General features: G+C 41.5%; 16 protein-coding genes. 3 read left to right on the top strand and 13 right to left on the bottom strand.

From position 1 onward, the window contains the following. Positions 1 to 35 precede the first annotated feature (35 nt). The 9 genes from hisB to hprK all read right to left on the bottom strand — a co-directional run bounded on the left by hisB (position 36) and on the right by hprK (position 7,948). Positions 36 to 626: an imidazoleglycerol-phosphate dehydratase HisB gene (hisB, locus tag BTR25_RS15365; RefSeq protein WP_075688932.1), complete on the bottom strand. Its 591-nt coding sequence runs from the start codon at positions 624 to 626 to the stop codon at positions 36 to 38. A gap of 14 nt (positions 627 to 640) precedes the next feature. After that, a complete protein-coding gene (gene hisD / locus BTR25_RS15360) occupies positions 641 to 1,912 on the bottom strand; it encodes a histidinol dehydrogenase (RefSeq protein WP_075688931.1) in 1,272 nt (423 codons plus the stop codon). Between the two features lie 3 nt (positions 1,913 to 1,915). After that, positions 1,916 to 2,551, bottom strand: a complete 636-nt coding sequence (gene hisG, locus BTR25_RS15355) for an ATP phosphoribosyltransferase (protein ID WP_075688946.1) — start codon at positions 2,549 to 2,551, stop codon at positions 1,916 to 1,918. Continuing rightward, the gene (locus BTR25_RS15350) at positions 2,551 to 3,717 is read right to left on the bottom strand and encodes an ATP phosphoribosyltransferase regulatory subunit (RefSeq protein WP_075688930.1); all 1,167 of its coding nucleotides are present in this window, start codon (positions 3,715 to 3,717) and stop codon (positions 2,551 to 2,553) included. The genes hisG and BTR25_RS15350 overlap by 1 nt, the downstream gene beginning before the upstream one ends. 301 nt (positions 3,718 to 4,018) lie before the next feature. After that, positions 4,019 to 4,558: an acyltransferase gene (locus tag BTR25_RS15345; protein ID WP_075688929.1), complete on the bottom strand. Its 540-nt coding sequence runs from the start codon at positions 4,556 to 4,558 to the stop codon at positions 4,019 to 4,021. Positions 4,559 to 4,560: 2 nt separating this feature from the next. Beyond that, a complete protein-coding gene (gene ppaX / locus BTR25_RS15340) occupies positions 4,561 to 5,208 on the bottom strand; it encodes a pyrophosphatase PpaX (RefSeq protein WP_075688928.1) in 648 nt (215 codons plus the stop codon). Continuing rightward, a complete protein-coding gene (locus BTR25_RS15335) occupies positions 5,198 to 6,145 on the bottom strand; it encodes a nucleoside recognition domain-containing protein (protein WP_075688927.1) in 948 nt (315 codons plus the stop codon). The genes ppaX and BTR25_RS15335 overlap by 11 nt, the downstream gene beginning before the upstream one ends. An 18-nt stretch (positions 6,146 to 6,163) precedes the next feature. After that, entirely contained in the window at positions 6,164 to 6,994 is an 831-nt protein-coding gene (gene lgt, locus BTR25_RS15330; RefSeq protein WP_075688926.1) for a prolipoprotein diacylglyceryl transferase, read from the bottom strand. Between the two features lie 18 nt (positions 6,995 to 7,012). After that, a complete protein-coding gene (gene hprK, locus BTR25_RS15325; RefSeq protein ID WP_075688925.1) occupies positions 7,013 to 7,948 on the bottom strand; it encodes an HPr(Ser) kinase/phosphatase in 936 nt (311 codons plus the stop codon). Between the two features lie 280 nt (positions 7,949 to 8,228). Here hprK and nagA point away from each other — a divergent pair, with 280 nt between their 5' ends. The 3 genes from nagA to BTR25_RS15310 are packed head-to-tail and all read left to right on the top strand — an operon-like array spanning position 8,229 to position 10,883. After that, positions 8,229 to 9,410: an N-acetylglucosamine-6-phosphate deacetylase gene (gene nagA, locus BTR25_RS15320; RefSeq protein WP_075688924.1), complete on the top strand. Its 1,182-nt coding sequence runs from the start codon at positions 8,229 to 8,231 to the stop codon at positions 9,408 to 9,410. 1 nt (position 9,411) lies between these two features. Continuing rightward, complete coding sequence (gene nagB, locus BTR25_RS15315; protein ID WP_075688923.1) at positions 9,412 to 10,137, top strand: glucosamine-6-phosphate deaminase; 726 nt, start codon at positions 9,412 to 9,414, stop codon at positions 10,135 to 10,137. A 23-nt stretch (positions 10,138 to 10,160) separates the two neighbouring features. Further along, positions 10,161 to 10,883, top strand: a complete 723-nt coding sequence (locus BTR25_RS15310; RefSeq protein ID WP_075688922.1) for a GntR family transcriptional regulator — start codon at positions 10,161 to 10,163, stop codon at positions 10,881 to 10,883. Positions 10,884 to 10,915: 32 nt separating this feature from the next. Here BTR25_RS15310 and BTR25_RS15305 read toward each other — a convergent pair whose 3' ends face one another. From BTR25_RS15305 to uvrA, 4 genes are all read right to left on the bottom strand, one after another. Further along, entirely contained in the window at positions 10,916 to 11,281 is a 366-nt protein-coding gene (locus BTR25_RS15305) for a phage holin family protein (protein WP_075688921.1), read from the bottom strand. A gap of 14 nt (positions 11,282 to 11,295) precedes the next feature. Continuing rightward, on the bottom strand, positions 11,296 to 12,417 hold the full coding sequence (locus BTR25_RS15300) for a DUF4097 family beta strand repeat-containing protein (RefSeq protein ID WP_075688920.1): 1,122 nt from the start codon (positions 12,415 to 12,417) through the stop codon (positions 11,296 to 11,298). Positions 12,418 to 12,451: 34 nt separating this feature from the next. Further along, positions 12,452 to 12,766, bottom strand: coding sequence for a magnetosome magnetite crystal formation protein family (locus BTR25_RS15295; protein WP_075688919.1), 315 nt, complete (start codon positions 12,764 to 12,766; stop codon positions 12,452 to 12,454). 270 nt (positions 12,767 to 13,036) lie between these two features. Further along, on the bottom strand, positions 13,037 to 15,913 hold the full coding sequence (uvrA, locus tag BTR25_RS15290; RefSeq protein ID WP_075688918.1) for an excinuclease ABC subunit UvrA: 2,877 nt from the start codon (positions 15,911 to 15,913) through the stop codon (positions 13,037 to 13,039). Position 15,914 lies beyond the last annotated feature (1 nt).

Genomic DNA, 15,914 nt, shown 5'->3' with positions numbered 1-15,914 from the left:
TTGATGATGTCCATTTATATCTCGTGCAAATGTTCCTAGAGCATCCCCTTGGTTGAAGGAAGCACACCTTTCATACGTGGATCAATGGTGGTTGCTTCATCAAGTGCACGTGCTAATGCTTTAAAAATCGCCTCAATCATATGGTGTGTATTTTTTCCATAGTGAACAATTACATGCAGGTTCATTCGTGCCTCAAGCGCTAGCTTCCATAAAAACTCATGAACGAGCTCGGTATCAAAGTTACCCACCTTTTGGCTTGGAAAATCAGCTCTAATTTCTAGATGCGGACGATTACTTAAATCAATCACTACCTGAGCTAATGTTTCATCCATTGGGACAAACGCATTGCCGTAGCGCTTAATCCCTCTTTTGTCTCCAAGCGCTTCTCGAAGTGCCTGGCCTAAGCAGATCCCAATATCCTCTGTTGTATGATGGTCGTCTATTTCAATATCACCTTTAGCATCGATAGTGAGGTTAAATTGTCCATGCTTTGCAAATAAATCAAGCATATGATTTAGAAAAGGCACCCCTGTTTCAAGCTCAGCTCGCCCTTGACCATCAACATCTAATGATAGCTTAATTTGTGTTTCATTTGTATTTCGTTCTATTCTTGCAAATCTCTCCATAACCTAAGGGCCTCCTATTGATTCTTCAGTCTGTATTCAACTGCCCTTGCATGTGCTTCAAGTCCTTCCATGCGGGCAAACTTAGCAATTTTTTCACCATTGTCCTTTAACGCTTTTTCACTATAGATAATCACACTAGATTTCTTCTGAAAGTCATCTACATTTAATGGACTAGAAAATCTCGCTGTCCCATTTGTCGGCAGCACATGGTTGGGACCGGCAAAGTAATCTCCTACAGGCTCCGTGCTATAACGGCCGATGAAAATGGCACCAGCATGACGAATTTTTCCGAGGAGCTCAATTGCATTTTCTGTAATAATTTCTAAATGCTCAGGTGCTAAATGGTTAACGGTCTCCACCGCTTCCTCAATTGAAGCTGTTACGTAGATGACTCCGTAATCCTCTATTGAACGAGCAGCAATTTCTTTCCGCGGCAATTGCTCTAGCTGTTTTTCCACTTCGGCCGAAACAGCTTCTGCTAGTACCATGGATGGTGTAACTAAGACGCTGCAGGCACGCGGGTCGTGCTCAGCTTGGGACAACAAGTCTGCTGCCACTTCATCTGCTCTCGCTGAATCGTCAGCAATGATAGCAATCTCGCTCGGACCAGCAATCATATCAATATCGACATCACCGAAGACCTCGCGTTTGGCTAATGCCACATAGATATTTCCTGGACCTGTAATCTTATCAACAGAAGCAATTGTTTCTGTTCCATAGGCTAAGGCAGCAATCGCTTGTGCCCCGCCGATTTTATAAATTTCTTTCACTCCCGCTTCCTTTGCTGCAACCAAGACAGCATCAGGAAGGCTGCCAGATTGATCTGGCGGGGATACCATCACGATTCTTTCTACACCAGCCACTTTCGCAGGAATGACATTCATAAGAACTGATGACGGATAGGCCGCCGTTCCACCTGGAACATATACTCCAACCGAATCAAGTGGAGTCATCTTTTGTCCTAAGATCGTCCCGTTCTCTTCCGTTGTCATCCATGATGGACGGAGTTGTTTTTCATGAAAGCTCCGGATATTTTCTGCTGCTTCTCGAACGATTCCAACAAATTCTGGGTCCATCCGGTCGTATGCACGGTCAATTTCCTCTTCCGTTACCTTAAAGGATTCCAAGCTAACTCGATCAAATTTCTCTGTATACTCTCTTAATGCTAAATCACCGCGCGAGCGAAGATCAGCAATGATTGCTTTGACAGTGGCAGTCTGTTCTGAAGTCCCAGATTCGACTGAGCGTTTAATTGATCGTTGGTCACTCACATGTAAAATTTTCATCTATTAACCCTCCAACTGTACCACTTCACTCAATCTTTTGACGAGTTCATTGATACGGGAATCTTTTATCCGATAGCTAACAGGGTTCACAATCAATCGTGATGTCACATCTGTTATTCTTTCAAACTCAACGAGACCATTTTCCACTAATGTTCTTCCCGTGGAAACGATATCGACAATACGGTCGGATAAGCCAATCAATGGGGCAAGTTCAATTGACCCATTTAGCTTAATGATTTCTACCTGCTCTCCTTGCTGTCGGAAATAGGCTGCAGCCACATTGGGGTATTTCGTCGCTACCTTAGGTGCAACATCGTTCATTTTTGTGCCTGGCAAACCAGCAACCGCTAAGTAGCATTCGCTGATTTTTAAATCAAGAAGTTCATATACATTGCGTTCTTCCTCGAGTAAAACATCTTTTCCCGCGATTCCGACATCTGCAACACCGTGCTCAACATATGTAGCAACATCCATTGGTTTTGCCAGAATAAAACGAAGATTCTCTGCTTCAACATCGATGATTAATTTACGGTTTTCATCAAATTCTGGAGGCAGTTTGTACTCTGCTTTTCGTAACAATTCTGCTGCTTCTTCAAATATTCTTCCCTTCGGCATCGCAATGGTTAACTTGTCATTCATCATTGTGCCCCTCCGATCAGAAAGGTCGTATTGGCAAACTTTTTCGTATAAGTGTCAAGGTTTTTCACACCGTTAATATCTTGTAAGATTGTTTTCTTCCCGTCATTTTTCATTTTTTCAGCTAATTGAAAGGCTTCCTTTCGTCTTTCTTGGCTGAAAAAAATACACTCGACTTCATCTTTTGTACCAATATCCCCTAGTGCTTCTAATAATTTGTCAAGCCTAACGGCAAACCCAGTGGCGCTTGCTTGTTTACCGAACTTTTCCATTAACCCATAGCGGCCGCCATTCCCAATTGGAAAGCCGACATTTCCTGCATAGACCTCGAATAAAATACCTGAATAATAGCTCATGTGACTAACAATCGTAAAATCAAATTTGACAAAATCCTTCACTCCGTAGTCGTTAATGACCTCAGATAATTCTTTTAGCTGTAGGAGTGCCTGCCTGCCTTTTCCATCCTCGATGATATCAAGTGCCTTTCCAATCACTTCTTCACCGCCTCTAAGTTCAAGCAACTGAAGAAGTCTTTGTTTATCAATCGACGAAAGGGAATATGAATTTACCTGTTCACGATAACCCACAAAATTCTTTTCATATAAAAAACGTCTTAACGCATTCGCACGTCCATTTGTACCTAGAATTTGCATAAACAATTCCTGTGCAAAGCCTATATGACCTACTGATATTTGAAATTTACTTAGTCCCGCTTTTTTTAAAGAAGAGACTAACAGAGCGATTGCCTCACCATCACTCGTGACCGTGTCATCATTCATATACTCCACACCAATTTGCTCAAACTCTGCCGGTCTCCCACCTTCACGCTGCTGGGCTCGGTACACGTTTCCAGAATAGGCGAGACGAAGAGGTGAATCCTCTTCAAGTAGTTTGGAGGCTGCAACTCTGGCAATCGGCGCTGTCATATCCGGTCTAAGCACAAGTGTGTGTCCATCTTTATCAAGTAGTTTAAATAGCTCCTGATCAAGAATCGCTGATGCTGCTCCAACGGTATCATAATATTCTAAAGTCGGTGTCTCGATAAATTGATAACCCCAAGCTTTAATCGCATCTTCCATTAATGAACGAACACGATGCTTTTTTTCATATAACTCTGGAAGTGTATCTCGCATGCCTAATGGCTTTTCAAACATAAACAAACGGCTCATTCAAACCACCCTTATTTTCAGAATCATTTAAAATCCTTTAGTTCGCTAATATGCTAATAAATTAAAGTTTACTAGTTTGGGAAAATTTCGTCAACCGTATCTGTTTGTTTAGTGTTGATTTTTTCGAAATCTGCTCCCTTTCCGCGGGCTCACTGATGAGCCTCCTCGGTCGTTCCGACCTGTGGGGTCTCATCTGGCTCGTTGTTCCCGCTGGAGTCTCGCAGATTTCGAAAAAATCAATTCAAAGATTAAACTTTCCTTTAACATATAGGCAAAAAGCCTGGTTCGAGGCCAGGCTTTTTTATTTACTATTTGTTTTTCCGTATATCGGGTCGTTTGCCCAGCGTTGTTCCATTTCTTCTTTTGTATAGATCACTCTCATTGGATTACCTCCAACAAAGGAACCCGCCGGAACATCTTTATGAACAAGGGTGCCGGCAGACACAATGGCTCCGTCGCCAATCGTTACGCCTGGGAGTACGGTAGAATTAGCACCTATCATCACTTCACTGCCAATTTCAATCGGTCCTAGCCGATATTCTTTAATCAAATATTCGTGAGCTAGCAGTGTAGTGTTATAGCCAATTACCGTATTACGACCGACGCTGATTTTCTCTGGAAACATCACATCAAGCATCACCATTAAAGCAAAGCTCGTATGTTCGCCCACCTTTACACCCAAGAATGTCCGGTAAAGCCAGTTCTTGATTCCGAGAAACGGTGTGTAACGTGCTAACTGTATGACAATAAAGTTTTTTACTACCTTCCAAAATGGTACGGTTTTATAGACATGCCATAAGGAGTTTGCCCCTTCAACAGGAAAGCGGGTCGTGTTTCTCATTTTTATTCCTCTCCAAGAACCTTTAAAAGGTCAGGCATTGTCTCAAGGATGTAGTCAGGTTCATATTTTGCAATATATTCTCTTCCCTTAATACTCCAAGCCACTCCCACTGTTTTCGTTCCTGCATTTTTTCCTGCCAGAATATCATGAAAGTTATCCCCAACCATCATCGCTTCTTCAGGTTTAGCGTTTAGCTGTTCAAGTGCCAGCATAATCGGCTCTGGATCTGGCTTTACTTTTTTCACATGGTCATAGGCAACGACCACATCAAAAAATGGATCAAGCTTCATCAGACGCATGCCTTTTAATGCAACATCCTCGCGCTTTGTGGTGACAATCGCCAGTTTATAGCCTTTCTTTTTCAAAATCTCAACCGTTTCGATTACACCTGCAAACTCTTTCACAAGTGCATCATGATTTGCCAGATTGAAGGTGCGGTATTCAACCACCATTTCCTCCACTTTTTCAGGATCCATGTTTCCAAAAACCTCATGAAGCGTTGGTCCTAAGAAAGGCAGAACATCTTCCCTGCCATATTGCCCTGGGAAGTACTTGTCAAGAGTATGCAAATAGGTGGAGATAATTAATTCATTCGTATCAATTAAAGTTCCGTCTAGATCAAATAATATAGTATTGATGTTATTGTTCATAGGTCGTTTCCTTTCTGCTAATAAACCCAGACCGTTTCCAGATGAATCCAACAATCATCGTCAACACAATGGCTACACCGACTCGAATGAGTAATAGCGGCCAGACTGGAATTCCAAGAGGTATAAAAATCAGTGTATCCTCTACTACGGCATGACAGGCTACTAAAAAAATAAATGCCAGTGTTAAATCCTTTTTGCTGACACCATCTTCTTTCACGGCTTGGATCATAACACCTGCCCCGTACGCAAGACCAAATAATAATCCAGCAGCCATCGTTGTTGATGTGTTTTCATGCATTCCAAGGGATCTCGTAATTGGCGACATCCCCACTGAAAACTTTTTCAGCCATTGAAGGTCTTTTAAAAATTGAATCACAATCATGAGGGGAATGACAATGAGTGCAAGCTGAAATATTCCAAGTCCCGCCTTTTCAATTGCAGCTATAAGAATCGCGCCAAGTCCAGTGACTTGTTCATCCGGGGCCGAAATGAATCCATATTTCGCTGTTTCACTGCCGCCCTTCCAAACAAGATGAATGACAATAGCAGAGACAAAAGCAAGCCCCAATCTTGTTAAAAGAATGATCCATAGCTTGACTCCGACCTTCAAAGCAACAGTCGATTCAATAATCAAATTATGTGAAAATGATAGCATGACAGCTAAAATAAATACTTCTTTCACTGTAAATTCAAGTGTCAGAATGGCACCAATTGCTGCATAAAGGTTGAGGAAAGTCCCCAACACAAGCGGAATCGCAGCATCACCAGATAACCCCAGCAGTTTCATCAGCGGTGTAATCAGATCAATTAACCAAGGTAAAACTGGTGTGTATTGCAGCAAAGCGACAATAAGTGTAACTGGAAAAATGATTTTCCCCAATGTCCATGTTGTTTTCAAGCCAACCTGTAAACCCTTTTTCATCGAGTTAAGTAGCATTTCTCCAATCTCCTTTTTTTAATGCGTTAAAGCTTGATTACTTTTATCTTGGTAGCGATCTTCCGCAAGCCGCATCTTCCGGCGGTAAAGCAGGAGTCCGACGGCACCGATAATCAGTGCGATTGAAATCGATTGTGCCATACGAAGGCTTCCTAACATTAAGCTATCCGTTCTCATGCCTTCGACGAAGAACCTGCCAATCGAATACCAGATCACATAGCTAAGGAAAAGCTCACCACGACGGAGGTTCACACGACGTAGCGCAATCAAAATGGCAAATCCAGCAAAATTCCAAATCGACTCATATAAAAACGTTGGGTGATAGTAGGTCCCATTTATATACATCTGATCAATGATAAACTCAGGCAAATACAAATTTTCGAGAAATGCTCTCGTAACTTCCCCGCCATGTGCCTCTTGGTTCATAAAGTTTCCCCAACGGCCAATGGCTTGGCCTAAAATAATACTAGGTGCGGCAATATCCGCAATCTTCCAAAAAGAAATCCCGCGTTTTTTCGCAAAAATATAGGCTGTAGCAACAGAACCTATCAGGGCTCCATGAATGGCGATCCCACCGTTCCAAATCTGGAGGATTTGTCCTGGGTGGCTAGCATAGTACTCCCATTCAAAAATGACGTAATAGAGTCGGGCAGAGAGAATGGCAATTGGAATCGCCCAAAGCATTAAATCTGCAAAGGTATCCTTAGGAAGTCCCCTTTTATCTCCTTCCCTTATCGCAAGAAAAAGAGCAAGTGCAAGACCTGAGCCGATGATAAGCCCATACCAGTGAACTTGAATCGGTCCAAGTGCAAAGGCAATCGGATCTAATGGCTGTATCGTTTCGTTCATATTAAAATCTCCTTAATCTTAATTGTCGTCATGCTCACCGTCTTCGATGACATCTGAAAGACGCTCAGTAAATTGCTGTGCGGCGTTTACACCCATTCTCTTTAGACGATAATTCATGGCAGCTACTTCAATAATTACGGCTAAATTTCGTCCAGGACGTACCGGGATCGTGATTTTTGTAATCTCTGTATCGATGATTTTCATTTTTTCTTCGTCTAAACCGAGGCGGTCATATTGTTTTTGTGCATCCCATAGCTCTAAGTTCATTACAAGGGTAATCCGCTTATTACTGCGAACGGCTCCTGCTCCAAATAAAGTCATGACATTGATAATACCCAGCCCGCGTATTTCTAATAAATGTTCAATTAAATCTGGTGAAGTTCCTACCAATGTATCTTGATCCTCTTGGCGAATCTCAACACAATCATCCGCCACTAAACGATGTCCGCGCTTTACTAGCTCCAGCGCGGTTTCGCTTTTACCAACGCCACTCTTTCCAGTGATCAGGACACCGATGCCATAAATATCAACTAAAACACCGTGAACAGCAGTTGTCGGTGCAAGCTTACTTTCTAGAAAATTAGTTAGGCGGCTAGAGAACCGAGTTGTCTTCATACTCGAGCGAAGAACAGGTACTGACTCACGTTCTGAAGCCTCTATTAATTCTGGAGGAACATCCAACCCTCTTGTGATGATAATGGCTGGTGTAATGTCGGTACACAATCTTTCCATTCTCAATTGTCGTTCGTTTGCAGATAATTCATTAAAAAAGGATAGCTCTGTTTTGCCCAATAGCTGGATTCGCTCAGCTGGATAAAATTCAAAATATCCTGCCAGTTCAATTCCCGGCCTAGAAATATCACTCATCGTAATCGGGCGGTCGATACCCTCTTCACCGCTAACTAGCTCTAAATTAAATTTCTCATAAATATCCTTGGTGCGTACTTTTGGCAAGGGGGTTCCTCCTTTACTGGTTAAGCGAAAGTAAATTGACTTTAGATAAAAGCCTGCAAGCTGACACTAAACAGTAATAAAGTTTTTTATGTGTATTTTCCATTCCTCTTATTTTAGCATTATTTAATTTTCATCACAAAACTATAGTTGTTCATTTTTGTACAAACTTATAATTAAGGAAAAATAAACTAGATTAGAATAGGTAGGTGGTATAGACAACTATTCCACTTACGACTATAATAACATTAGATAAAGAACAACCGAAACGGAGTTGAAGGATATGAGCCTGCTATTATTGGTTCATGGAAAGGCAGTTTTAGAAACAGAAACCGCAGAATCTATTTATATTTTTATCAAGGAAGGCAAAATTCACACCTTTGGTCCTTTAGAAAGCATTCCTTCACACCTTAAATCAATCAATACAATTGAACTACAGCCGGATCAAATCCTCGTGCCAGGATTTATTGATGTTCATATTCATGGAGCAGCAGGTGCCGATACAATGGATGCTACCATTGAGGCACTGGAGACGATGGCGAAAGCCTTGCCGGCAGAAGGCACAACCAGCTTTTTAGCCACAACCATTACCCAAAAGCATGAAAACATTGAAAGTGCCTTAGAAAATGCAGCCGATTATCAAAGCCACTCTAATGGTCCTGGAAAAGCCGAGGTACTCGGGGTTCACTTAGAAGGACCCTTTATCAATGGCAAACGGGCCGGAGCACAGCCGAAGGAATACATTATCGACCCGGATATAAATCTATTTAAAGAATGGCAGACTAAGGCTAACGGAACGATTAAATTAGTTACCGTTGCACCTGAAATGGAAAACGGTACAGCCTTTATTCGATACCTGGATGATACAGGTGTCATTGCCTCCATTGGCCATTCTGATGCTATCTACGAAGAGATGGATCAGGCTGTACAAGCAGGTGCAAAACAGGTTACTCATTTATTTAATGGAATGAGAGGTCTTCACCATCGTGAGCCGGGGGTTGCTGGTTCTGCTCTACTTTTTAAAGAATTAATGGTCGAGCTTATCGCGGATAACATCCATGTCCGTCCTGAAGTCATGAAACTAGTCATTCAAGCAAAAGGGACTGAAGGCATGATCTTAATAACAGATGCTATGCGTGCAAAATGCTTAAAGAATGGGATTTACGATTTAGGCGGACAAGACGTTTCGGTGGCCGATGGCAAGGCACTATTAGCGGATGGAACCTTAGCGGGAAGTATTCTAAAAATGAATGATTCCATAGAAAACATTATCAAAGCAGCAGATGTGACCTTACAAGACGCCATCCAGATGTCTTGTGTCAATCCTGCTAAACAATTACATGTTTACGACCGCAAAGGCAGTATTACAAAAGGCAAGGACGCGGATTTAACTGTGTTATCAAATGATTACCAAGTGGAATTAACTCTGTGCCGCGGAGAAATTGCTTTTAAAAGGAGGGAATAGGATGAGAATTATTCGTGTTGAAAATTATGCAGACATGAGTTTACAGGCTGGAAAGCTATTGGCAGAAAAAATCCGCTCGAATCCTTCCATTACTCTTGGTTTAGCAACTGGCAGTACTCCAAAAGGGGTTTACGAATATTTAATTGATGATTACCGAAATAACCAAACCTCTTATCAACAGGTAAAATCGGTTAATTTAGATGAGTATATCGGTCTCCCGCCTAATGATCATAATAGTTATCACGCATTTATGCGCAAAAATTTCTTCGATCACATTAATATTGATCAAAGAAACACCTACCTGCCAAATGGAACAGCGAAAGATTTACTTTTGGAATGTCAGCGGTACGAGGAGCTAATCATGGATATTGGCGGGGTTGACCTACAGTTATTAGGGATTGGCAGAAATGGACATATCGGCTTTAATGAACCTGGTACATCCTTTCAGAGCCGTACACATATCGTGAGTCTTGCCCAAAATACTCGGGAAGCGAATGCTCGTTTTTTTAATTCAATCGAGGAAGTACCAAAGCAGGCGATTACGATGGGGATTGCGTCTATTCTTGATAGTAGAGAAATCTATCTCCTTGCATCAGGCGAAGCGAAAGCCGATGCCATATATAAGTTAATCAATGAAGAGATCCATGAGGACTTTCCTGCATCAGCATTGAAACAACACAAAAATGTTACGATTATCGCTGATAAGGAAGCTTTAAAAAGAATATAGAGTTTTCGTAAGGAGAGCGGAAGATGATTAATAAACATTCACCTGTTCCCATCTACTATCAGCTTGAGGAATATCTAAAACAACAAATAGAAACGGGAGTATTCAAAGAAGATGACAGCATTCCTTCCGAGCGAGAAATCGCAGAAAGGTATCAAATCAGTCGAATGACGGTTCGACAAGCAATCAATAATCTGGTAATGGAAGGCTATTTAGTACGTCAAAAAGGCCGGGGGACATTTGTCAATAAGAAAAAGGTGGAACAGGAACTCCAAGGAATGACCAGCTTTACCGAAGATATGCTAGCAAGAGGATTGAAACCAAGCAGCAAACTACTCTCCTTTGAGGTCATTCAAGCAGATCATAAAACTGCCCATGAATTAAACATTGGTGTAGATGATAATATTTATAAAATCAAGCGAATTCGTTTAGCAAATGGCGAACCGATGGCCCTTGAGACAGCTTATATTCCAGTTGTTCTCGTACCTGGACTCTCAGAGGAAAATAGCAATCAATCACTTTACCAATACATTGAAGATAACCTCTCCCTTTCCATTAGTGAAGCAACACAAGAAATTGAAGCCTCGATTGCAACCAGCAGAGAATCACTCCCGCTTGCCATTGAGGAGGGTGACCCAATTCTATTAATCAACCGGGTATCCTATTTACAGGATGGAACTCCTTTTGAACTCGTAAAATCAACCTTCCGGGCAGACCGTTACCGCTTTACACACACCATGAAAAGGTAAAAAGCAACTGGAAAGATCCAGTTGCTTTTGATTTAACCTGTTTTTTTCTTTGATGGCTCAAGAATGGTTTTTTGAATAATCAAGTTTATAAACGCCATAAGTACCGCTACAAATAACGCCATTCCAAAGCTGGAAATTTCAAAAGAGCTGCCCATTAAATAATCTGTCAGCTCAAGAGTGATAGCGTTGATCACAAATAGAAACAATCCAAGTGTAAAGATCGTTGCCGGCAGCGTAAACAGGATAAGGATGGGGCGCACCAAAACATTTAAGATAGACAGTAAGAAACTCGCACCCAGTGCTGCACCAAATCCTGTCAAATGAAAGCTTTCCGAGAAATATCCAGCTATCGCCATGAATAAAACTGCATTAATCAAAATACCTACTAGCCATCTCATTTTATTTTAATCTCCTATTTTGTAGTGCTCTCTTGATCAAGTTTATGGAGGGTGATCGAGCCAGTCTTCGTATCTGCAAAAACCTTTAACATCCGCTCAGGATGTTTGACAGATTGGAACCGAAGCATCTTTTGAATCATCTCACTCTTTTCCTCGAGGATTTGGATACCATCCAGCTTAATATTGAACCCACCAAGGTTCGTCTTTAATTCACCGCTGGCAGCAATATCATCTGAGATAAATAAGTCGATTCCTCCTGTTGTCGCCTTTGCAGCAATCATTTCACACCGATTTCCCGTCAGGTTACAGGTAGTGTTCCCATTAAGTGTCTGAGTTTCAACCTTTCTAAAATCGCCATCAAGCTTGATTGCACCGTTTATTGTTTCTGCTTCAATATCATCAATTTCACTAGTCTTAATCGTAATATGACCATTGGCAGCTTCTATTTCAGCCTTTTTCCCGTTTAAACGGGTAAATTCGATTTTCCCATTAGCTGTTTTAACACGTAAATCCCTTATTGTTAATTCTTCACCTGAAATAGGGCCGTTAAACATTCTGACGCGAACTCGTTCATACTCTGCCTGTGGAATATAAACAAGAGCATCCACTTTCATCCACTTTTGCTGCGTCATAAACCTTAGCTTCTGCCCCTCAATCGCAAACAAAACATCCTTCAAGAAGTTTTGTCTTGCCTGTTCATTGTTTTCCACTCGGTATACTTTCGCCAGACATTCAATCCGCACATCATTTTGGTCCCATGGGATTAATTTCAACGAGCCGTTGGCTAAATCAATATCCATATCCTTCAGATACACATCACCATGTTGGAAGATATGTGATATTTCCACGGACTTTCCAAAGTTCAAATCAAGGTCAAGATCTTTGACTTTCTTCAAAGCGGTATCGACAAATTCGAAAATCTTATCCTTTGTCGATTGAACCTTGCTATTCATGCTGTCTTCTTTTTTTGCTTCTTCGAACTTAAAAGCTGTCGACAATTCCTGAGCAATCTTTTCCTGTTTTTGATCCATGGTTTGCTCTGCTTTTTCAAGCTCTTCTAGTAAGGTTAAGGCCTCATCTACCGTTAACTTTCCTTCTTCCACCATCTTCAAAATACGTTTACGCTCTTCTTTCATCTTTTTCCACCTCATAAGTTTATTCTTTAATATTTTACTCTGCCACTAATACCTTTACGCCTTTTATCACATTCCAGATGGTAACCCCTAAACTAACCAAGACAATTGTTGCAGCTGAGATGATCGTAAATACCGGTATTTCGCCTTGAATGGTTGATACATCATAAAATAAAGCCAAAAATATGAACGGAATGAGGATTAGCGGGATTAAGTGGGAGAGAAATGCCTTTTTCGCATGCATCTTCGTGATACCATCACCAGAAGCAAAATACACAACCAATGGAAAAATAAACCCTGCAAAAAAGATACTAAAGTAACATAAGCCTGACAGAACCTTTCGAGTTTCCATATTCGTTTCAACTCCTTCTACCTTAATACGAAATGGGAAAATGAAAGTTTCAAATTTCCACCTATAACGATTGTATTTTTTTAGGGACAGTATCGCGTGTCAAAGGTGAAATAAGTCAGGTACTGATAGAAAAAAATCGTGTTGTCGTAACTCTAGCAGCTTTCCTTTTCGTTTCTCATCCGGTAGTCAAAAACACCATTAGGAACCTCTTCTTTCGGACAAATCAAAATAATGTTACACAATACAATAAAAAAGCTAAAACACGAGGTTTTAGCTTTTTGTGATCATTTCTTTTTCTTCTATTTGTTGTTTCATTCTTATCCGATCGCGTTCGAGGATTGGTTTTAGGTATTTTCCTGTATACGATTCTGGTACTTCTGCTACCTTTTCAGGTGTCCCTGATGCAATGATCGTACCGCCTTTGTCGCCACCTTCAGGTCCGAGATCAACAATATAGTCGACGGCTTTTATAACATCAAGATTATGTTCAATGACTAGGACGGTGTCTCCGTTTTCTACTAAACGCTGTAATACCACCAGTAATCGAGAAATATCATCAACATGAAGACCAGTAGTCGGCTCATCCAAAATGTAGAAGGTTTTTCCATTGGAACGACGGTGCAGTTCAGATGCTAGTTTTATACGCTGTGCTTCTCCTCCAGACAGCGTTGTTGCCGGTTGACCTAATGTCATATAGCCAAGACCCACATCATAGATGGTCTGCACCTTTCGGGTAATTTTTGGAATGTTTTCGAAAAATTCTACCGCTGCCTCTACTGTCATATCTAAAATGTCTGAAATACTTTTCCCCTTATACTTCACTTCCAACGTCTCACGATTGTAGCGCTTGCCATGGCAAACCTCACATGGGACGTACACATCCGGAAGGAAATGCATTTCGATTTTGATAATTCCATCACCACGGCAGGCCTCACAGCGTCCGCCCTTTACATTGAAGCTAAAGCGCCCCTTTTTATAACCTCTAACTTTTGCTTCGTTCGTTGACGCAAATAAATCGCGAATATCATCAAATACACCAGTATAGGTTGCCGGATTAGAACGCGGTGTTCTTCCAATTGGAGATTGGTCAATATCGATGACCTTTTCTAAGTAGTCAATCCCCTTAATCGTCTTATGCTCTCCAGGCTTCGCTTTTGCACGATTGAGCTTTTGAGCTAAAGATTTATGAAGAATCTCATTAATGAGTGTACTTTTACCTGAACCGGATACTCCTGTAACAGCTAAAAATACACCAAGGGGAAGCTTTACATTTACATTCTGCAGGTTGTTTTCTGTTGCACCTTTTATTTCGATAAAGCGGCCATCTGGCTTCCGTCGTTCAATTGGCAGAGGGATAAACTTTTTACCCGCTAAATACTGCCCTGTTAACGAATTGCTATCGGCCATAACTTCTGCTGGTGTTCCAGAAGAGATGATCTCTCCGCCGTGCACACCTGCTCCAGGACCAATATCAATTAAATAGTCAGCAGCCAACATCGTGTCCTCATCATGTTCGACGACAATTAGCGTATTGCCGATATCACGCATGTTTCTCAATGTTCCAATAAGCCGGTCATTATCTCGTTGATGGAGACCGATGGATGGCTCATCTAGAATATAAAGAACGCCAGTCAGCCTAGAGCCAATTTGTGTCGCCAAACGAATCCTTTGTGCCTCACCGCCCGATAGTGTTCCTGCAGCACGGCTCATACTGAGATAGTCAAGACCAACATTAATCAGAAAACCAAGTCGCTCCCTAATTTCTTGGAAAATCAATTTTGCAATTTGCATTTCTTTATCAGTCAATCTTAAGCCATCAAAAAATGCTTGAGCCTCTGCAATTGAAAGATTTGTGACTTGAGATATATGTTGACCGGAAATAAGAACCGCTAATGTTTCTTTTTTCAAACGGTACCCTTTACAAGCAGGACAGGGCTGCTCGGCCATATATTTTTCCATTTGCTCACGAATATAATCAGAGCTCGTTTCCTTAAAACGGCGTTCCACATTGCGAATGACACCCTCAAATTCAATATAGCCATCGCGGATTTGACCAAAATCATTTTCATAACGAAAATAGATTTTGTCACCTTCCGATCCATATAAAATTTTCTCTAGAAGATGGTTTGGGATATCTTGAAATGGTATATCCATATCAATGCCATAGTGATTGCAGACCGCCTCCAGAAGTTGGGGATAATATTGGGAGCTTGTCGGTTCCCATGGTGCAATGGCATGTTGTTTTAACGATAATTCTTTGTTCGGGATGACAAGATCGATATCGACCTCTTGTTTTGAACCTAGTCCATCACATTCCGGGCAGGCACCGAACGGACTGTTAAAGGAAAACATCCTTGGCTCTAATTCACCAATTGAGAAGCCGCAGTGCGGGCAGGCATGATTTTCGCTGAATAGGAGTTCCTCCTGGCCTATTACATCAACAATCACCTTGCCCTCGCCAAGACCTAATGCAGATTCAATGGAATCAGCAAGCCTTGCAGAAATCCCTTCCTTCACGACAATCCGATCTATGACCACTTCAATCGAGTGCTTTTTATTTTTCTCAAGTTCTATTTCATCACTTAAATCAAGGATTTCTCCATCTACCCGGACCCTGACAAAACCCTTCTTTTTAATATCTTCAAGGACCTTAACGTGTGTTCCTTTTCGCCCTGATACAACAGGAGCAAGGATTTGCATTTTCGTTCGCTCTGGAAACTCTAATACCCGGTCGACCATCTGCTCAATAGTCTGCGAGGAGATTTCAATATTATGAATGGGACAAGTCGGCCGGCCAACACGCGCAAAAAGCAAGCGCAAATAATCATATATTTCGGTGACCGTTCCCACAGTTGACCGCGGATTTCGGCTGGTTGTTTTTTGATCAATACTAATGGCAGGTGATAACCCTTCAATCATATCAACGTCTGGCTTATCCATTTGCCCTAAAAATTGTCTGGCATAGGCCGAAAGCGATTCAACATAGCGGCGCTGACCTTCAGCATAAATCGTATCGAAAGCAAGTGAACTCTTTCCAGAACCTGAAAGGCCGGTTATCACCACAAGCTTATCTCTAGGAATCGTGACATCTATATTTTTTAAATTATGTGCTCTAGCACCTTTTACAATCAATTTATCCATTGCCATG

This window comes from Bacillus sp. MRMR6 (genome assembly GCF_001940785.1).
In the GTDB taxonomy this organism is placed as follows: domain Bacteria; phylum Bacillota; class Bacilli; order Bacillales; family Cytobacillaceae; genus Neobacillus.
This window is presented reverse-complemented; position numbering and strand designations above follow the sequence as displayed.

Bases quoted from the DNA above. Each gene is read 5' to 3' on its own strand.
- BTR25_RS15295 (WP_075688919.1), bottom strand. From the start codon at position 12,766: ATGGAAACTCGAAAGGTTCTGTCAGGCTTATGTTACTTTAGTATCTTT.
- uvrA (WP_075688918.1), bottom strand. From the start codon at position 15,913: ATGGCAATGGATAAATTGATTGTAAAAGGTGCTAGAGCACATAATTTA.
- BTR25_RS15350 (WP_075688930.1), bottom strand. From the start codon at position 3,717: ATGAGCCGTTTGTTTATGTTTGAAAAGCCATTAGGCATGCGAGATACA.
- BTR25_RS15310 (WP_075688922.1), top strand. From the start codon at position 10,161: ATGATTAATAAACATTCACCTGTTCCCATCTACTATCAGCTTGAGGAA.
- lgt (WP_075688926.1), bottom strand. From the start codon at position 6,994: ATGAACGAAACGATACAGCCATTAGATCCGATTGCCTTTGCACTTGGA.
- BTR25_RS15335 (WP_075688927.1), bottom strand. From the start codon at position 6,145: ATGCTACTTAACTCGATGAAAAAGGGTTTACAGGTTGGCTTGAAAACA.
- hisB (WP_075688932.1), bottom strand. From the start codon at position 626: ATGGAGAGATTTGCAAGAATAGAACGAAATACAAATGAAACACAAATT.
- nagB (WP_075688923.1), top strand. From the start codon at position 9,412: ATGAGAATTATTCGTGTTGAAAATTATGCAGACATGAGTTTACAGGCT.
- nagA (WP_075688924.1), top strand. From the start codon at position 8,229: ATGAGCCTGCTATTATTGGTTCATGGAAAGGCAGTTTTAGAAACAGAA.
- BTR25_RS15345 (WP_075688929.1), bottom strand. From the start codon at position 4,558: ATGAGAAACACGACCCGCTTTCCTGTTGAAGGGGCAAACTCCTTATGG.
- hisD (WP_075688931.1), bottom strand. From the start codon at position 1,912: ATGAAAATTTTACATGTGAGTGACCAACGATCAATTAAACGCTCAGTC.
- BTR25_RS15305 (WP_075688921.1), bottom strand. From the start codon at position 11,281: ATGAGATGGCTAGTAGGTATTTTGATTAATGCAGTTTTATTCATGGCG.
- hisG (WP_075688946.1), bottom strand. From the start codon at position 2,551: ATGAATGACAAGTTAACCATTGCGATGCCGAAGGGAAGAATATTTGAA.
- ppaX (WP_075688928.1), bottom strand. From the start codon at position 5,208: ATGAACAATAACATCAATACTATATTATTTGATCTAGACGGAACTTTA.
- BTR25_RS15300 (WP_075688920.1), bottom strand. From the start codon at position 12,417: ATGAAAGAAGAGCGTAAACGTATTTTGAAGATGGTGGAAGAAGGAAAG.